The 16,840-nt window shown below is 70.5% G+C and carries 13 protein-coding genes and 1 pseudogene; 2 read left to right on the top strand and 12 right to left on the bottom strand.

The genetic code is table 11. The annotated features are described in order from the left end of the window. From ABZY11_RS27125 to ABZY11_RS27105, 5 genes and pseudogenes are all read right to left on the bottom strand, one after another. A pseudogene (locus ABZY11_RS27125) lies at positions 1-2,117 on the bottom strand (hypothetical protein); the annotation flags it as partial. A 172-nt stretch (positions 2,118-2,289) separates the two neighbouring features. Next, positions 2,290-3,159: a carbohydrate ABC transporter permease gene (locus ABZY11_RS27120; RefSeq protein ID WP_356481640.1), complete on the bottom strand. Its 870-nt coding sequence runs from the start codon at positions 3,157-3,159 to the stop codon at positions 2,290-2,292. Continuing rightward, positions 3,156-4,118, bottom strand: coding sequence for a sugar ABC transporter permease (locus ABZY11_RS27115; RefSeq protein ID WP_356481639.1), 963 nt, complete (start codon positions 4,116-4,118; stop codon positions 3,156-3,158). The genes ABZY11_RS27120 and ABZY11_RS27115 overlap by 4 nt, the downstream gene beginning before the upstream one ends. Next, positions 4,115-5,422, bottom strand: a complete 1,308-nt coding sequence (locus ABZY11_RS27110; RefSeq protein WP_356481638.1) for an extracellular solute-binding protein — start codon at positions 5,420-5,422, stop codon at positions 4,115-4,117. Before ABZY11_RS27110 ends, ABZY11_RS27115 begins: the two co-directional genes overlap by 4 nt. After that, positions 5,419-8,337: a family 78 glycoside hydrolase catalytic domain gene (locus ABZY11_RS27105; protein ID WP_356481637.1), complete on the bottom strand. Its 2,919-nt coding sequence runs from the start codon at positions 8,335-8,337 to the stop codon at positions 5,419-5,421. The genes ABZY11_RS27110 and ABZY11_RS27105 overlap by 4 nt, the downstream gene beginning before the upstream one ends. A 381-nt stretch (positions 8,338-8,718) precedes the next feature. Here ABZY11_RS27105 and ABZY11_RS27100 point away from each other — a divergent pair, with 381 nt between their 5' ends. Then, positions 8,719-10,251 carry an alkaline phosphatase D family protein gene (locus tag ABZY11_RS27100; protein ID WP_356481636.1) on the top strand — a complete coding sequence of 511 codons (1,533 nt, stop codon included), beginning with the start codon at positions 8,719-8,721 and terminating at the stop codon, positions 10,249-10,251. A gap of 45 nt (positions 10,252-10,296) precedes the next feature. Here ABZY11_RS27100 and ABZY11_RS27095 read toward each other — a convergent pair whose 3' ends face one another. The 6 genes from ABZY11_RS27095 to ABZY11_RS27070 all read right to left on the bottom strand — a co-directional run bounded on the left by ABZY11_RS27095 (position 10,297) and on the right by ABZY11_RS27070 (position 15,342). Further along, positions 10,297-10,707: a cupredoxin domain-containing protein gene (locus tag ABZY11_RS27095; RefSeq protein WP_356481635.1), complete on the bottom strand. Its 411-nt coding sequence runs from the start codon at positions 10,705-10,707 to the stop codon at positions 10,297-10,299. Positions 10,708-10,881: 174 nt separating this feature from the next. Continuing rightward, positions 10,882-11,040, bottom strand: a complete 159-nt coding sequence (locus tag ABZY11_RS27090) for a hypothetical protein (protein ID WP_356481634.1) — start codon at positions 11,038-11,040, stop codon at positions 10,882-10,884. Between the two features lie 66 nt (positions 11,041-11,106). After that, positions 11,107-12,057, bottom strand: a complete 951-nt coding sequence (locus ABZY11_RS27085) for a cytochrome c oxidase assembly protein (protein ID WP_356481633.1) — start codon at positions 12,055-12,057, stop codon at positions 11,107-11,109. A gap of 111 nt (positions 12,058-12,168) precedes the next feature. Further along, positions 12,169-13,197 carry a 6-phosphofructokinase gene (locus tag ABZY11_RS27080; protein ID WP_356481632.1) on the bottom strand — a complete coding sequence of 343 codons (1,029 nt, stop codon included), beginning with the start codon at positions 13,195-13,197 and terminating at the stop codon, positions 12,169-12,171. Between the two features lie 143 nt (positions 13,198-13,340). Next, the gene (locus tag ABZY11_RS27075) at positions 13,341-14,069 is read right to left on the bottom strand and encodes a glutamine amidotransferase (protein ID WP_356481631.1); all 729 of its coding nucleotides are present in this window, start codon (positions 14,067-14,069) and stop codon (positions 13,341-13,343) included. Between the two features lie 34 nt (positions 14,070-14,103). Next, positions 14,104-15,342 (bottom strand): MurT ligase domain-containing protein, encoded by a 1,239-nt coding sequence (locus ABZY11_RS27070; RefSeq protein WP_356481630.1) that lies wholly within the window; start codon positions 15,340-15,342, stop codon positions 14,104-14,106. Between the two features lie 114 nt (positions 15,343-15,456). Between ABZY11_RS27070 and def the strand changes: the two genes are divergently transcribed. After that, the gene (gene def / locus ABZY11_RS27065) at positions 15,457-16,002 is read left to right on the top strand and encodes a peptide deformylase (RefSeq protein WP_356481629.1); all 546 of its coding nucleotides are present in this window, start codon (positions 15,457-15,459) and stop codon (positions 16,000-16,002) included. A 29-nt stretch (positions 16,003-16,031) separates the two neighbouring features. Here the strand turns inward: def and ABZY11_RS27060 are convergent, their stop codons facing one another. Continuing rightward, entirely contained in the window at positions 16,032-16,682 is a 651-nt protein-coding gene (locus ABZY11_RS27060) for a TetR family transcriptional regulator (RefSeq protein ID WP_356481628.1), read from the bottom strand. Positions 16,683-16,840 lie beyond the last annotated feature (158 nt).

The following is a 16,840-nucleotide window of genomic DNA, read 5'->3' as shown; positions in this document are numbered from 1 at the left end:
GGCAGCGTCCGGGGAGCGCCGCCGAACGGGTCCACCAGAACGGCCGGGCCCGCCACGTCCCGCACCCGCACCCGGGCGCTCCGCACGTCGCGGCGGGGGTCGAAGTCGTAACGGGCGTCCAGCCAGCCGAGCGCGGCGCCCCGCTCGTCGGGGGCGGCGACGGCCGCCTGTGTGGCCCGAGGGTCGCCCGCGGTCAGGAAGACCACCGTGGCGCCGTCCACGCGCCGCGCCAGCGTGGGGACCGGTGCGCGGACGACCGGGTGCACACCGCCGAGCGCGGCGGCGAGCGAACCGGCCGGTTCGTCCGTCACGGGGACGTGCACGGCCCGGCCGTCCGCGAAGCAGGCCCGCAGCTCGGCCGCCGCGGTGACCGCCCCGGGGCCGACGACCTGCTCGGGGAGGTCGCCCAGCGCGATCAACCGCCCACCGGCGGAGGCGAAATCGACGAGCCGCTGCGCCGTCTCCCGTTCGAGAACGGTGCACGAGGGCAGCACGACCGTCGTGTACGCCTCGTCCGCGACCCGCAGCCGCACGCCGTCGTCGGTCCGTGAGACGCGGGCACGGGCCAGGGACGCGTCGTCGATGACGTCGGCATCGAGGCCCAGACGGTCCATGACGCCCGGCCGGGTGTGGAACCAGGCCATGTCCCCGACGAGTTGGAGATATACCGACTGGGCGCGCGCCGCCGCGTCGGTGACCCCGTCCAGCGCGGTGCCCGCCTGGGCGGTGGTGGTCGGCAGCAGGATCGCGATGTCGCACAGATGGTGACCGAGACTCAGGATCGCGCACAGCCGGGTCACGGCGTCGGCGAAGACGTGGTGGTGGCGCCAGTACGGCTGGCGCCAGTCGGTCGCGGGCGGCGCCCATTCCCACCAGCCGCCCTTGGTCGTGTAGTAGACGGCATGCGGGTTGTAGAGAGTGGCGCCGGCGCGCAGCCACGGGAGCAGCCAGTCGAGGGTCTCCTCCAGGGTGCCGCCCCAGCCGGTGGAGTGGAAGGCCTCGACCCAGGTGCGGGGGCGGCCGTAGAGGTGGGCGAGCGAGGAGTGGATGCGGGCGTCCCCGTGGTGGTCGGAGCCGGGCGCCGAGAACCAGCGGTGGGTTCGCGCGTAGTCGGCGTACAACTCCACGCCCGCTACCGGGTGTCCGGCGCGGGCGGGGTCCTGCTGGTCGCAGCCGATGAGCAGTCCGTGACGCTCGTGCCAGGCGGCCAGCGGCCGGAAGAACGCGTCCTCGGCCAGTTCGGCACGGGTCAGGTGGAAGTCACGGCGGATCCGGTGGACGTCGGGGTCTGTGGTGTCTTCGTACAGGGCGTCCAGCCGCTCGGTGAGGTCGTACCCGCGCAGCCGCAGAAAGGCGTCGGCGAAGCCGGTGGACCAGGTGGGCAGGGACGGCAGTTCGTCCTGGAACGAGCCGACGACGACGGACCCGAGCCGGTCGCCGAGCCGGCGCCCGAACTCCCCGTGCACCCGGTCCAGCAGCGCCGCGCACGCCTCGGCGCCGAGGTAGTCGAAGCCGAGTGCTTCATGGTGGTGGAGCGTCAGGCGCCAGCGCCCGGCGCCGGGCGCCCGTACGACCCCGTCGGCCACCGCCACCGGAACCGCCGGGCCGATGCTCCGGCCGTTGTCGTCGAGCGGTTCGGCGCGGCCCGCGAGCGGCCGGCCGCCCGGCGGACAGCGCAGCTCACCGGCCCGGTCCGCCGAGGACTCCACCACGGCCTGTAAGCGGCCGAGCCGGCGGCCCGCGTACCCGGGCCACTGGTCGACGAGTCGGGCCTGCAGATCGGCGCCGGAGAAGCCGAGTTGGTCGTAGAACCAGAGCGCGACCCCCAGCTCGCGGGCATCGTGACACACCCCGTCGAGCAGCGCCCACCACGCCTCCGACAGAAACGGCGGATCGTCCGCGTCGGAGCCGAACAGCGGGCCCGACGGCGCCAGGTTGAGCAGCACGAGATTGTGCACCCCGCCCTGCGCGAAGCGCTCCAGCTGCGCCCGCAGTCGCGCCCGGTCGAGCCGTTCTCCGCTCCACCACCAGATGGCGACGGGCGAGAAGGCGCGCGGGGGCCCGGCGAGGACCGCCGCGATGCCGGGCGGGAGGAGCGGATCCACCGGGTGTGTCATGAGAGGTCCTGGGTCTTTCGTTTGGATCAGGCCGGATCGGAGAGCGGGGTCCGGTGCCGTGTATCGCAAGGCGGAGGAGGGAGTCGGATGGGGTCTCCCCTGCTCGAGCGGAGCCGAGAGCTTGGGGAAGGAGCGTCGGCGACTGAGCCCGGCGTGATCCAAACGAAAGACCCTAGCCCTTGAGGCCGCCCGCGAAGCCCTTGATCACATAGCGCTGAAGGACCACGAAGACGACCAGGATCGGCAGCGCGGCGAGCACCAGTCCGGCGAAGACGAGCCCGTAGTCCGAGACGTACTGGCCGACGAACGCGAAGATGCCCACCGGCACGGTCTCCTTGTCGGAACCGCCCAGGTACAGCAGTGGAGTGAAGAAGTCGTTCCAGATGAACACCGCGTTCAGGATGATCACGGTGCCGGTGATGGGGCGCAGCAGGGGGAACACGATTCGGGCGAACGCCTGCCGGTGGTTGCAGCCGTCGATCAGCGCGGCCTGCGCGTAGTCCTGCGGCAGCGCACGGATGAATCCGGTGTACAGGAAGACGGTGAACGGCAGCTGGATGCCGGTGTAGAAGAGCACCATGCCCTGGTATGTGCCGAGCCAGCCGAGGTCGTCGACGAGTTTGTAGAGCGGGATCATGCCGAGCTGGAACGGCAGCACGATGCCCAGCAGGAACAGGATGTACAGCCCGTAACCGAGTCCGCGGGCGCGCCGCGCGAGGTAGTAGGCCCCCGTGGAGCCGAGGACGATGAGGAGCAGGAGACTGACGACGGTGATGACCGTGCTGTTGAGCAGGGCGGGCCCCAGCGACGCGGAGGACCAGGCGTCGCCGAAGTTGCCGAAGGTGGGCGGCGAGGGCAGCGAGAGGGGCGATTCGGAGATCTGCCGGGGGTCCTTCATCGCCAGGGTGATCAGGGCGTACACCGGGAACAGGAAGACGACCGCGACGGCGATCATCACCAGTTCCAGCGCGTACTGCCCGTACCGCGGTCTGCGGCGCCCACGCCCGGGTGCTGCCGGTCCGTGGGTCGTTGAGCTGCTCACGCGGTGACCTCCCTCGCACGCAGATAACGGAGCTGGACCAGGGAGACCGCGGCGACGAACAGCGCGAGGACCAGGGCCACGGCGGTGCTGTAGCCGAACTTCCCGTAGACGAACGCCTCCTTGTACAGGACGGTCGACAGCGTCTCGCTGGAGGTGCCGGGTCCGCCGTTCGTGGCGGCGTAGACCTGGTCGAAGAGTTTGAGCCCCCCGATGGTCGACAGCATCAGGTTGATCGTCAGCGCCGGGGCCAGCAGCGGCCAGGTGACAAAGCGGAAGCGTTGCCAGGAACCCGCCCCGTCGATCCTCGCGGCCTCGTGGAGTTCGGCGGGCACACCCTGGAGCCCGGCCAGGAAGACGACCATCGAGTAGCCCGCGTACTGCCACACGACCATCGCCGCGACGGACCACAGGGCGAGCGAGGGATCGCCGAGCCAGTCCTGACGCAGTCCGCCGAGTCCGACCGCGCCGAGCAGACCGTTGAGACCGGCGCCGTTCTCTGGGTTGTAGACGTACTTCCACAGGATCGCGACCATGACGGGGCTGACCACGGCCGGTGCGAAGAAGATCAGCCGGAGTACCGCACGCGACTTGATGTTGGTGTGGACGCCGAGCGCGAGCAGCAGGCCGATGCCGTTCTGGACGACCACCACGGCGATGGTCAGGAGCAGGGTGTTGCTGACGGACTCCAGGGCCCGGCCGTCGTCGAGCAGAGCGCGGAAATTGTCCGTACCGGTGAAGGAGAAGCCGCCGATGCCGGACCAGTCGGTGAAGGCGTACATCACCCCGGCGAGACTCGGGTAGAGCACGACGATGCCGTAGACGACGAGAGCCGGGACGACGAAGAGCCAGGGCGGGACGGTGTGGTCGCGGTGCCGGACCGGGCGGCCGCGACCGGTCCGCGGACCGTCCCCGGCCCGGGTGGCCACGCCGGGGACGGTCTTCTCGGGGGCGCTCGTCACGACTTCTTCCCGTAGGCGTCGTCCATCTGTCCCAGGGCCCCGTCGACATCCGTCTTGCCTGCGAGCAGGTTCTGCACGGCGGCGAAGTGGGCGGGCTGCACCTCGGCGTTGGGCCAGCTCTGGTCCATGAAGGGGACGGCGCGGTTGTCGTCGATGATGGGCAGGAAGCCGTCGAGGACCGGGTCGGTCTTCGTCGAGGCGTTGCGCTTGAACGGGATCGCGGCCACGGACTGTGCCCAGCGGTCGACGTTCTCCTGTTTCCCGAGGAATTCGATGAAGGCCTTCGCTCCGGCCGACTTCCTGGACCGCGCGGAGATCCCGAGCCCGACGACGATGCCCGCCGGGATCCACAGATTCGCGGGGTCGTCTCCGCCGGGGAAGGGGAACATGCCGAGGTCCTCCGGAGTCCGGGCGGCCTGGCGGAAGTTGGCGAGTACGGCGGAGACCTGGACGGCCATCGCCGCTCTGCCGCTGGCGACCATCGAGGTCTGCTGCTCGTACGTCGTTCCGTTGGGGTTCTCGTTGAAGAAGCCCCGGCGCTGGAGTTCCTGGTACTTGCCCATCGCGTCGGCCCACCCGGAGCCGCGGAAGTGCGCCTTGCCGGAGGCCATCTCGGCGTCGAAACCGGGGTTCTTCGCGTAGACGGCGTTGGGGACCAGCGCGTAGGTGATCAGCTGGGTGACCCAGGGCGTCTGGGTGCCGAGCGCGATCGGGATGATGCCCTTGGCCTTCAACTTCGCACAGACATCGAGGAGTTCGCTCCACGTCCGGGGCGGCTCCACGCCCGCCTTGGCGAACGCCTTCTTGTTGTGGATGGCGCCGATGGCGCTGCTCCCCGCCGAATACAGATACGTCTTGCCCTTGTGCCGGTACGCGGGGTGGAAGTTCGCCGGGACTTCCTCGGTCCACTCCTGGTCGCTGAGGTCGGCGAGCAGCCCGGCCTTGGCCAGCTCGACCATGGACATGGCGCTGCCGCTGCCGGGATAGAGCACATGCACATCGGGGGCGTTGCCGCCGGCGAGCTGGGTGCGCACCACCGTCTGCACCTGGTCCGTGGGTGCGAAGGAGGTGGCGAACTCGTCGTCGGGGTGGGACTTGCGGTAGAGGGCGACCAGCTCCTCGATCGGTTTCTGCTGGTCGGCGACACCGACGACGCGCAGCTTGCCGGAACCACCGCCGGAATCGGAGCAGGCCGTCAGAGCGGGCGGAAGGGCGGCGAGCGCCGCGACCCCGCCGCCGATCCGGAGAAATCCCCGGCGGCCGACCGTACTTCGGCCCGGCCGGAAGCGAGAACCCGTCGTCATGGTGTGTCCTCCTCGTACGAACGGGCGAACGATGGTTTCGTCGCCGGTCCCGATGTGCGTCGGCTCAAGGCGATCGACGGCCGCGGCCGGTCCACCCCGGGCGTCCCGGTGCGGCCGGCCACCGGGGGATGGGCCGCGGTGAAGCGGTAGGCGCCCGAGGACACGCGGTAGAGCACGTGGTCGGAGGCGGTCGAGATCAGTGTGATGTGGCGGTCGTCGGGGCTCGGCACCACGCCGGATTCGCGCACCGAACCGGGGTCCGTGGTGGGCACGTACACATCGGCGGAGGCACCGGGCGGCACCAGGACCCGCAGGGCGATCCGGCCGTCGTGCCGCTCCCAGGTCACCTTGACGGTGCCGCGGACCGACTCGTGGCGGGCGCTCGCGTGGCGGAGGCCGCCGGGGCGGGGCCGGATCCGCAGTCGCCGGTATCCGGTGGAGTCAGGCGCCTGGTCCAGGCCGGCGACACCGCGGTAGAGCCATTCGCCGATCGAGCCGAGCGCGTAGTGGTTGAAGGAGTTCATCGACGGTGCCCGGAACCCCGTTTCGGGGGTCCATCCGTCCCAGCGTTCCCAGATCGTGGTGGCGCCGTGCCGCAGCGGGAACCGCCACGACGGCACCTCGTCGCGGAGCAGGAGCGCGTGGGCGAGGTCGGCCCGCCCGTGGGCGTCGAGGACGGGCGCGGCGAGCGCCACCCCGAGGAAACCCGTCAGCAGGGCGGGTCCGGCCGACTCGATGAGTTCGGCGAGCCGGCGGGCGGCGGCGCAGGCGAGCCCGTCGGGCAGCAGGTCGAAGGCGAGCGCGACGAGGTACCCGGTCTGGGTGTCACCCGCGACGCGTACGGACAGGCCGTCTGCGGCATCCGCGGTGGTGACGAAGTGCTCGGTGAACGTGCGGCGGATGTCGTCCGCCAGTCGGTGGTGGCGCTGCCCGACGTCCTTCTGCTCCAGGACGTCGGCGGCCCTGGCGGTGAGCCGGGCGCTCTGCGCGAAGTACGCGGTGGCGATGACGTCGCGGGGGGTGGGGGTGCCCGGGGCGAGCCAGTCGGAGAAGTGCGGGCCCACCCGGCTGCGCCAGATCAGGTCGGGATTATGACGGTGGATCAGGTCGACCCAGGCGCACATGCCCTCCAGGGCCCGGACGAGGAACCGGGGGTCGTCGTAGGTGCGGTAGAGGTGCCACGGGATGATCACCCCCGCGTCTGCCCAGCCGGGCGCGCCCTCGTCGGCGACTCCCACGAGGCGCGGGGCGACATTGGTGAAGCCGCCGTCGGGGGTGCGGGCGTCATCGACGTCGCGCAGCCACTTGGTGAAGAACGCGGCGACGTCCGCGTTGAGCGCGGCCGTCGGGAGGAATACCTGCGCGTCGGCCAGCCAGCCGAGCCGCTCGTCGCGCTGCGGACAGTCCGTGGGCACACTGACGAAGTTCGAGCGCTGCCCCCACGCAACACAGTCGTGGAGCCGTCGCAGCTCGGCGTCCGAGCAGTCGAACTCCCCGGCCCACGGAGTGTCGCTGTGCAGCGCCACGGCGACGACATCGGACTCGGCCAGCTCGGGGACGCCACTGATCTCCGCATAACGGAAACCGTGATAGGTGAAGCGCGGCTCGAACACGATGTGCTCGCGCCCGTCCCCGACGAGCACATCGGTCGCCGCGGCGGTGCGCAGATTGGCCGTGTACAGCCGCCGCGATTCGTCCAGCACCTCGGCGTGACGGATCACCACCCGTGCCCCGGCCGCGAGCCGATGGACGTTCAGCCGCACGCGGCCGGCGAGGTTCTGGCCGAAGTCGACGACGTGGGTGTCGGGGGAGACGCGTTCGACCGAGCACGGGCGCAGTTCGGTCATCGCCCGTACGGGCTCGTCCACGGCGGCCACCAGCAGGTGGTGATCGGCGTCCGTGACCAGGGCCGGGGGCCAGCCGGAGTCGTCGAAGCCGGGAAGCTCCCAACCGTCGGTGGCGTGCCGGAGGTCGTGGCACTCGCCCATCAGCAGATCCGCGTGACGGATGACCCCCGTGCCGGTGCGCCAGGTGTCATCGGTGACGATCGCGGAACTGTGGCCGTCCGCCCCGGTCAGGTGGAGTTCGGCCAGGAACTGGGGGGACGAGCCGTAGTGGGCTCCGGCCCTGCGCGGTTCGAAACCGACGAACCCGCTCCACCAGCCGTCGGCGACGGTGGCCGCGAGGACGTTCTCGCCGTCCCGCAGCAACGCGGTGACGTCGTACGTCTGGTACTGGACGCGGCGGTGGTAGTCGGTCCAGCCGGGGGCGAGTTCGGCGTCGCCGACCCGTTCGCCGTTGAGCCGGACCTCGTACAGGCCGCGCGCGCTGACATGGAGCCGGGCATGGGTGGCGGCCGACGCGGTGAAGGTCCGGCGCAGCACGGGGCACGGGGCGAGCCCGTGGTCGTCGAGGGCGAACTCGCCCTCGGTGGGCGCGTCCATGACGTCGACCGGACGCGGGTCGTGGGTGATCCACGAGGCCCGCCACTCACCGGTGCGGGTGAAGGCGGTCTCGAACCACGACGTGGCTTCGGCGGGCGCGTCCGTCCCGGCGGCCCACACGGAGACCCGCCAGTGGCAGCGCGTACGGCCCGGGAGCGCCGGCCCCGCGTAGTCGACGGCCGTGGCGCCGGGATCGGCCACCCGGCCGGTGTCCCAGAGGAGTTGACCGCCCCCGTCCAGATCCTCGGCACATTCGGCGACACGGACCCGGTAGGCCACCGGGTCGTTGCCGCGGAGGTCGGAGGCCAGCCGCCAGGAGAGCCGGGGCGCGGGCTCGTCGATCCCCAGTGGGGTGGTGCGGTGCTCGCACCGCAGGGCGTACGGCCGCAGTTTCCGGGCCTTCGGACGGCCGGTCGCCGTCCCTTCGGCGGGGTGGTGGGCGGGTAGCCCCGCTGCCGGGGAACCGGACACGAGCACGTCCTTCCGTCGCACCGAATTTCCCGATGTGAAATCTAACGTTAATTCTGTGGCGTGGAGACTATGAGCCGCCCTCAGGGGTGTCAAGGGTGTTGTCGACCTGTCCTCGATCGCCCGGGCGAATGGTCGATGTCGCCCCAACTAACCGCCTGTGAACGGCAATATGACCACCCGTAGGTGGTCTTGTGGCGTGTGTTTCCCCTGTGATATCCAGCCTGTGATTACCACATGGACGGGCGTGAAATCACGCGCCGATCCCACCTCGTACCGGACGGAATTCCGCCCGACGAAGGGACGAGTTTCATGCAAATGAACAGTGGGTCAGGTGGTACCGGAGGGTTCGGAAGACGGGTGATGCTCGGCGGAACGGTCGGTATGGCTCTGGCCGCGGCCGGCCTGTCGGCGGGCAGGGCCTGGGGTGACACACCCTTCCACGAGGACCCGTTCACTTTGGGAGTCGCGTCCGGCGACCCGTGGCCGGACGGGTTCGTGCTGTGGACCCGCCTCGCTCCCCAGCCCCTCGCACCCGACGGAAGCGGAGGCATGCCGCCGTACGCCGTCGACGTGCAGTGGGAGGTCGCCCGCGACGATCGCTTCCGGTCCGTCGTACGCCGGGGACGGACCCGCGCGGTGCCCGAACTCGCCCACTCCGTCCACGTCGAGATCTCCGGACTCCAGCCGGGCCGGCACTACTACTACCGCTTCCGCGCCGGCGGCGTACACAGCCCCGTCGGCCGTACCCGCACCGCGCCCCCGCCGCACAGCCGGCCCAGGGAGCTGGACTTCGCCTTCGTCTCCTGCCAGGCATGGTTCGAGGGCTTCTACACCGCCTACCGGCACCTCGCCGAGGAGGACGTCGATCTGGTCCTGCACCTCGGCGACTACATCTACGAGAACGCCATCGACGCCATGGGCGGCGTACGCAACGTCCCCGTCGCCGCCGAACTGCGTCCCGAACCGATGAACCTCGTCCAGTACCGCAACCGCCACGCCCTCCACCGCTTCGACCCCGACCTCATCGCCGCCCACCAGGCCCACCCCTTCGCCCTCGTCTGGGACGACCACGAGGTCGAGGACAACTGGGCGCGCGACAGGTCCAAGGCCGACAACGAACCCGACCAGGACCCGGCGGTCTTCCGCGAGCGCGCGGCGGCCGCCTTCCAGGCGTACTACGAGCATCTGCCGCTGCGGCTGCCGAACAAGCCGAACGGCTTCGAGGCCCGGATGTACCGCCGTCTGCGCTATGGGCGGATGGCCACCTTCCACATCCTCGACACCCGGCTCTTCCGCGACGACCAGCCCTGCGGCGACGGCACCAAGAGCGGCTGCGACGAACGGCTGACACCCGGCCGCACCATCCTCGGCCCCGAGCAGGAACAGTGGCTGTACAACGGCCTCGGACGGTCCGACACGACGTGGAACATGATCTCCCAGCAGATCCCCGTGACCCAGGTCGACACCGACCCCGGCCCCGGCCAGGCATTCGTGATGGACTTCTGGGACGGCTACGTGGACGCCCGCCAACGGCTGTTCAAGGAGCTCACCGACCGCAGTGTGAGCAACCCCGTCGTCCTCACCGGCGACATGCACCGCCACCTCGCCGCCGATCTCAAGCAGAACTTCGACGACCCCGAATCACCCACGCTCGGCGTCGAATTCGTCGGTTCGTCCATCTCCACCACCAAGGACGGGATGGATCTGGACCCCTCCGGCGCCAGGCTGCTCGCGGCCAACGAGCACATCAAGTTCACCAATTTCCAGCGCGGCTACGTGCGCTGCTCGCTGACCCGGGAGAGCTGCCGGGCCGACTTCAAGGTGCTCCCGTACGTCACCACCCCCGGCGCACCCGTCTCGACCCGGACCTCCTACGTGACCGAGGCCGGCCGGCCCGGGCTCCAGCAGGCCTGAGAGCACCAAAGGGCGGCGCTCCGGGGGGAGCGCCGCCCGCGTGGCTCATCGGACGGTGAGCGACCCCTTCATGTACGGGTGAATGGTGCAGATGAACGGGTACGAGCCCGCCTTGTCCGGGGCCGTGAACGTGACCGTCCGCCCCGGCGCCACCTTGCCGGTGTCGAACGCCTTGGCGCCGGTCGCGGTCAGGGTGTGGGTCTCGGCGTCCTTGTTGACCACGGTGATCAGCGTCCCCGGCGCGACCGTCGGGTGGGCCGGTTCGAAGGTGAAGTCCTTGATCGTGATCAGCGCCTTGCCGACCGCGGAGGAGGAGACGGAAGGGGCCGGCGAGAGGGACTGCGGTGGTGTGGCACTGGGGGAGGGCGAGCTGCCGCCGCCACTGTTCGAACAGCCGACGAGGGCAGCCGCGCAGACGATCGCGACGGCCGCGGCCGTCCTCGTATGGTTCCCCAACAGGAGCTCCTCGGGTCGGGCCGCCGGTTCCGACGGCGCTGTGGCCCGAACGCCAGTGCCCCTCCCGACCCGGGAACGGGCAGGCGCTCGGAGCGACCCACGGGTCGAATCCGTCCGGGCGTACCGCCGTCGGCAGCCGGTACGCCGACCGGACCCGGCAGCGAGCGCCCGGGGTCAGGATTCGCGCGTCGCCGCCATCCCCAGGGTGATCAGGCCGAGCACCACCCAGCCGAACCAGAGCCAGCCGCTGCTCCCCAGCGCCACCGTGTAGGCGGTGACCATGACCAGGGCCGCCAGCGTGAGTACTCCCATGGCCTTCGTGGATCCGGACATGCCCGCACCCTCCTCACCGGCCGCACGGCCGTGGATGCCATCGTCACCCCTGAGGCATGCCCGGCGCTACTGCCCGCGCGCCTGCAATGAGGCGAGATAGGCGTTGTACGCCTGCAACTCCTGGTCACCGTCCCGGTCGGCCGCACGGTCGGAACGCTTCGCCGTCCGCTGCTCGGAGCGGTACCACTGGAAGACCAGCGCGATCAGCACCAGCACCGACGGGATCTCGCTGAAGGCCCAGGCGATACCGCCCGCCCAGCCCTGGTCGCTCAGCGCGTCGATGCCCAGCGAGGCCGGCGGATGCTGGTACGTCCCCACCATCGGCGTCGTCGCCATCATCAGCGCGATCCCGAAGAACGCGTGGAACGGCATCCCGGCGAACAGCTCCAGCATCCGCATCACATAGCCGGGCCGGTGCGGCCCCGGGTCGACGCCCATGATCGGCCAGAAGAACACCAGGCCGACCGCGAGGAAGTGCACCATCATCGCGATGTGACCGGTCTTCGAGCCCATCAGGAAGTCGAAGAGGGGGGTGAAGTACAGCCCGTACAGGCTGGCGATGAAGAGCGGAATCGTGAAGACCGGATGCGTGATGATCCTCATGTAGCGGCTGTGCAGCAGCTTGAGCAGCAGCTCGCGCGGACCCGTGCGGCCACGGCCCGCGACCGGCAGCGCACGCAGCGCCAGGGTCACCGGAGCGCCCAGCAGCAGCAGGATCGGTGACAGCATGCTGATCACCATGTGCTGCACCATGTGCACGCTGAACATGACCATGCCGTAGTCGTTGAGCTTGGTGCACATCACCAGGGCGATGCTCAGCACGCCGACGACGAAGAACACGATCCGGCCCACCGGCCAGCTGTCCCCGCGTCTGCGCAGCCGCAGTACGGCGTACCCGTACAGGGCGATGCCGAGCAGGCATCCGATGAGGAAGAACGGGTCCGCGGAGAACTGGAGCCCGCGTCCCAGCGTGAACGGCGGCAGATCCATGTTCATGCCGTGCCCGCTGTGATCCATCTGTTCACTCCTGCTGGGGGCGTCCCCGTTTCGTGCCGGTTGTCCCGACCAGAGTAGAACTGCCCCCGACCGCAGTTGCGGCCGGGGGCAGTTCGTCGGATCGGGTGTCGCTCAGAGCACGCACTCCGCCTCGGCGTACCGCTCGGCCGGGACGGTCTTCAGCGTCTCCACGGCCTCGCCCAGCGGCACCATCACGATGTCCGTGCCGCGCAGCGCCGTCAGCATGCCGAATTCGCCGCGGTGCGCGGCCTCCACCGCGTGCCAGCCGAAGCGGGTGGCCAGCACCCGGTCGTACGCGGTCGGCGTGCCACCCCGCTGCACATGGCCGAGGATCACCGGGCGGGCCTCCTTGCCGAGGCGCTGCTCCAGCTCGGAGGAGAGCTGCGTGGCCATACCGGCGAACCGCTCGTGCCCGTAGATGTCCGTGGTGCCCTGTGCGATCTCCATGGACGAGCCCTCGCGGGGCTTGGCGCCCTCGGCGACCACGACGATCGCGAACTTCTTGCCGGCCGAGAAACGCTTGCCGACCACCTCGGTCAGCTCGTCGATGTCGAAGGGGCGCTCCGGCACGACGATGGCGTGCGCACCGGCCGCCATGCCCGAGTGCAGGGCGATCCAGCCGGTGTGCCGGCCCATGACCTCGACGATCAGCACCCGCTGGTGCGATTCGGCGGTCGTCTTGAGCCGGTCGAGCGCCTCGGTCGCGACACCGACGGCGGTGTCGAAGCCGAAGGTCACATCCGTGGAGGCGATGTCGTTGTCGATGGTCTTCGGCACGCCGACGATCGGCAGACCCGCCTCGGAGAGCAGATTGGCCGCCTTGAGCGTGCCCTCACCACCGATCGGGATGATCGCGTCGAGACCGAGATCGGAGACATGGCCCCTGGCCTGCTCCACACCGCCGCGCAGATGGGCGGGCTGGACCCGGGAGGAGCCGAGGATCGTACCGCCCCGGGCGAGGATGCCGCCGACCGCGTCGAGGTCGAGCTTGCGGTAGTCGCACTCCAGGAGGCCCTTCCACCCGTCGTGGAAGCCGATGACCTCGTCGCCGTGGTCGACCACAGCGCGGTGGACGACGGAACGGATGACGGCGTTGAGGCCGGGGCAGTCGCCGCCGGAGGTGAGCACACCAATTCGCATTGCCCGGGAAACCTTTGCAACGTGGGCCGACGACCGGACCACGTCGTCCGGTTGGATCCCCGCCACCCTACCGGCGCAGGGTGGCGGGACCGAACCGGGCGTCCGCCTGCTGGACTCCGCTCAGACGAGCGAAAAGTGCCTCATCAGGCGGGCTGTGTCGCCGACGCGATGCGCTCGGCGCGCAGCGCCTCGTACCAGCGGTCGTCCGTCGGCGGCAGGGCGTTCACATCGAGGGCCAGCTTCAGCAGCAGGTCCGCGATCTGCGGGTTGCGCGCCATCACGGGGCCGTGCATGTATGTACCGAAGACGGTGTCGCTGTACGCGCCCTCGGTGCCGTCGCCGGTGCCGTTGCCCCCGCCGAACTGCACCCGGGCGAACGGCCGTGCCGTCGGGCCGAGATGGGTGACGCCCTGGTGGTTCTCGAACCCGGTCAGCGGCGGCAGGCCGAGCCGCGGGTCGATGTCGGCCAGTACGTCACCGACGCACCGGGCACCCTCGCCCCGGGTGGAGACCACATCGAGCAGCCCGAGGCCGGGCTCGCGCTCACCGAGGTCGTTGATGAACTCGTGCCCGAGGATCTGGTAGCCGGCGCAGACCGAGAAGATGATCGCGCCGTTCGACGCGGCCCGGCTGAGCCCGCCGTCCCGGCGCAGCCGCTCCGCGGCGAGACGCTGCGGCCGGTCCTCACCGCCGCCGATCAGATAGATGTCGCCGGACGTCGGGATCGGCTGGTCGCTGCGCACGTCGACGCGCTGAACGTCCAGACCGCGCTGCCGGGCCCGGCGCTCCACCACCAGCGCGTTGCCCTGGTCGCCGTAGGTGCTGAGGAGGTCGGGGTAGACCCAGACCAGACGCAGACCGTTGTTGCTCATGCTTCGTCCTCTCCGGAGGTGGCCGGGGCCGGGGTCAGTTGCCGACACGACGGCGCAGATCCTGGAAGGCGGTGTAGTTGGCGATGACCTCGATACGGCCCGGCGGGGACTGCTGCACGGCCTCGTCGAGGTTCTCGCAGACCCGGAAGTCGAGACCGGCCACTTCGAGGCGGACCGCCAGGTCCAGCTTGCGGTCGCCGAGCACGAAGATCGGGTGGCCGGCGAGCTGGGTGTAGTCCACGTCCCACAGCCAGGAGGTGTCCGTACCGTCCGCGCCGCGGGCGTTGACGGAGAGGATCACCGGCGTGGGCGGCGGGTCGATCAGGGAAAACGTTTCGAGCCAGCCCGCCGGGTTCTTCGCGAGCAGCAGCCGCAGCTCACGGCCGAGGAAGGACACCACGTCGTAACGGCCCGCGACGGCCTGCACCTGATACATGCGCTCCAGCGCGACCTGCGGCGGCACACCGAAGACGGCGGCCACGGCGGCGGAGCTGGTGGCGTTCGCCTTGTTGGCGCGGCCGGGCAGCTGGAGGTGGATCGGCCAGGCCGAACCGTGCGGGTCCAGGACGTAGTCGCCGTGCAGGACCCAGCTGGGCGCGGGCCTGCGGAATCCGCACTCGCCGCAGAACCAGTCGTCGCCGGGGCGCTGCATCACACCGCCGCAGGACGGGCAGGACCAGGCGTCGTCCTTCCACGCCTGTCCCGCCGCGACCCACACGACGTTGGGGGAGGAGGACGCCGCCCAGACGATCAGCGGGTCGTCGGCGTTGGCGACGATCACGGCCTTCGAGCCGGACAGCCCCTCACGCCACTTCTCCGCCAGCATCCGGGTCTCCGCCGCGCGGTCCAGCTGGTCGCGGGAGAGGTTGAGCAGCGCGATCACCTTGGGCGTCGTGTCGCGCGCGACACCGGCGAGGTACTTCTCGTCGACCTCGATCACGCCGTACTGCGCGTCCGAGCCGCCGGCCAGCGCCGAGGTGATGCCCGCCGGCATGTTGGCGCCGAGCGCGTTCGACACGACCGGGCCCGCGGCCCGCAGTGCCTCGGCGATCAGCCGGGTGGTCGTCGTCTTGCCGTTCGTCGCCGACACGAGGATCACGTCCAGGTGCTGCGCCAGCCGCCCCAGCAGGTCGGGGTCGAGCTTGAGCGCCACCCGGCCGCCGATCACCGATCCGCTGCCGCGCCCTGCGGCGCGTGACACCGCCGCCGCGGCCTTGCCCGCCGTCACGGCCAGCTTGGCCCGCGGCGACAGCGGCTCCGTGTTGCCTGCCATCGTCCTAGATCCTCCTTGCATCGGTCCACGCCCAGCCTATCGATGTCCGGCGCGGCGACCGCACCCTGGCACCGCCGGGAAGGTGGAGGTCACGTGGAACGTACGATTGCGGCCATGCGAAACCGCCCGATCCCCGGCACTTCCGGACTGATTCGTGCCATGAGCCTGCTCGGCGATCCGGTGCTGCACGGGACCTGTGAACCCGTCACGGACTTCGGCCCCTCGCTCGCCCGTCTCGTCGAGGACATGTACGCCACCATGTACGCGGCCGAGGGCGTCGGCCTCGCGGCCAACCAGATCGGCGTTCCGCTGCGGGTGTTCGTCTACGACTGCCCGGACGACGACGACATCCGGCACCTCGGACATCTCGTCAACCCCAGGCTCGTCGAGGCCGACGGCATCACCGTACGCGGCCCGGAGGGCTGTCTTTCGCTGCCCGGCCTCGAAGCGGGCACCCCGCGGTTCGACCGGGCCGTCGTCGAAGGCTTCACGGTCGACGGCGAACCGGTCCGGGTCACCGGCACCGGCTTCTTCGCGCGCTGCCTCCAGCACGAGTGCGACCATCTCGAAGGCGCGGTCTACACGGACCGGTTGACCGGGCTGCGCCGCAGAAGGGCGCTGCGTGCGGCCCGCCGGGCGCCCTGGGCGCGCACCGGCTGACCGCTCCCGGGTCCTTGACGTCCGGTGCGTCAGAATCCCGGGCCGCCCGGCCGGTCGCCCGCGGCGGACAGTCTGCCCCACAGCAGATCGGCCAGGCTGCGTACCAACTGCTCGCGGGAGCAGGGGCGTTCGCCCAGCCACCAGTCGCCCGCGGCGTGCATCATGCCGACGATGCCGTGGCCCCAGATGCGGGCCATGGCCTCGCTGTCCGGGCCCAGGTCGACCCGCTCGGCTATCACCAGGGCGAGTTCCTCGCCGAGCCGGCGCAGCAGCGGCGCCGAGTGCCGTCCGACATCGAAGCCCTGCTCCGTCGAGGGTGCCGCGTCGTCGGCCGGGTGCATCAGGAAGCGGTAGACCTGCGGGCGGGCCTCGATCGCCGCGAGATAGGTGTCGAGTGTCGACTCGACGCGCCGACGGCGCTCGGCGGGGGCGTCGAGCGCGGCCCGCAGGGCGATCAGCAGGGCGTCGGTGTGGCGTTTGGCGAGGGCGCGGTAGAGGCCGCCCTTGTCGCCGAAGTGCCGGTAGAGGATGGGCTTGGTGATGCCGGCCTCCGCCGCGATGGCGTTCATCGAGGCCCCCGGCCCGTCCCTGAGCACCACGCGGTCGGCGGCTTCGAGCAGCTCGCGGCGGCGGCTCTCGGCCGCTGTCCGCTGGCGCTCTGCCTGTCGTGTGCTCTCCATGTCGCCTCTCCCCGCCCCTGGCTGTGCAAAATGCGTCCTGCCTGCGCAACGTAACACCCTGCCCGGCGCCGTGCGGATCCGAACCGGAGCGGTTGACAGAGGCTACTTGTCGGTAACAGACTGCGGTTACCGCAAGTAACGAGTGGTTTCCATAGCAG

The sequence above is a fragment of the Streptomyces sp. NPDC006510 genome (assembly GCF_040611955.1).
Taxonomy (GTDB): Bacteria; Actinomycetota; Actinomycetes; order Streptomycetales; family Streptomycetaceae; genus Streptomyces.
Note: the sequence above shows the minus strand (reverse complement) of the source record. Positions and strands in the feature narration are given on the sequence as shown.

Bases quoted from the DNA above. Each gene is read 5' to 3' on its own strand.
- ABZY11_RS27100 (WP_356481636.1), top strand. From the start codon at position 8,719: ATGGCTCTGGCCGCGGCCGGCCTGTCGGCGGGCAGGGCCTGGGGTGAC.
- ABZY11_RS27080 (WP_356481632.1), bottom strand. From the start codon at position 13,197: ATGCGAATTGGTGTGCTCACCTCCGGCGGCGACTGCCCCGGCCTCAAC.
- ABZY11_RS27075 (WP_356481631.1), bottom strand. From the start codon at position 14,069: ATGAGCAACAACGGTCTGCGTCTGGTCTGGGTCTACCCCGACCTCCTC.
- def (WP_356481629.1), top strand. From the start codon at position 15,457: ATGCGAAACCGCCCGATCCCCGGCACTTCCGGACTGATTCGTGCCATG.
- ABZY11_RS27085 (WP_356481633.1), bottom strand. From the start codon at position 12,057: ATGGATCACAGCGGGCACGGCATGAACATGGATCTGCCGCCGTTCACG.
- ABZY11_RS27090 (WP_356481634.1), bottom strand. From the start codon at position 11,040: ATGTCCGGATCCACGAAGGCCATGGGAGTACTCACGCTGGCGGCCCTG.
- ABZY11_RS27060 (WP_356481628.1), bottom strand. From the start codon at position 16,682: ATGGAGAGCACACGACAGGCAGAGCGCCAGCGGACAGCGGCCGAGAGC.
- ABZY11_RS27110 (WP_356481638.1), bottom strand. From the start codon at position 5,422: ATGACGACGGGTTCTCGCTTCCGGCCGGGCCGAAGTACGGTCGGCCGC.
- ABZY11_RS27070 (WP_356481630.1), bottom strand. From the start codon at position 15,342: ATGGCAGGCAACACGGAGCCGCTGTCGCCGCGGGCCAAGCTGGCCGTG.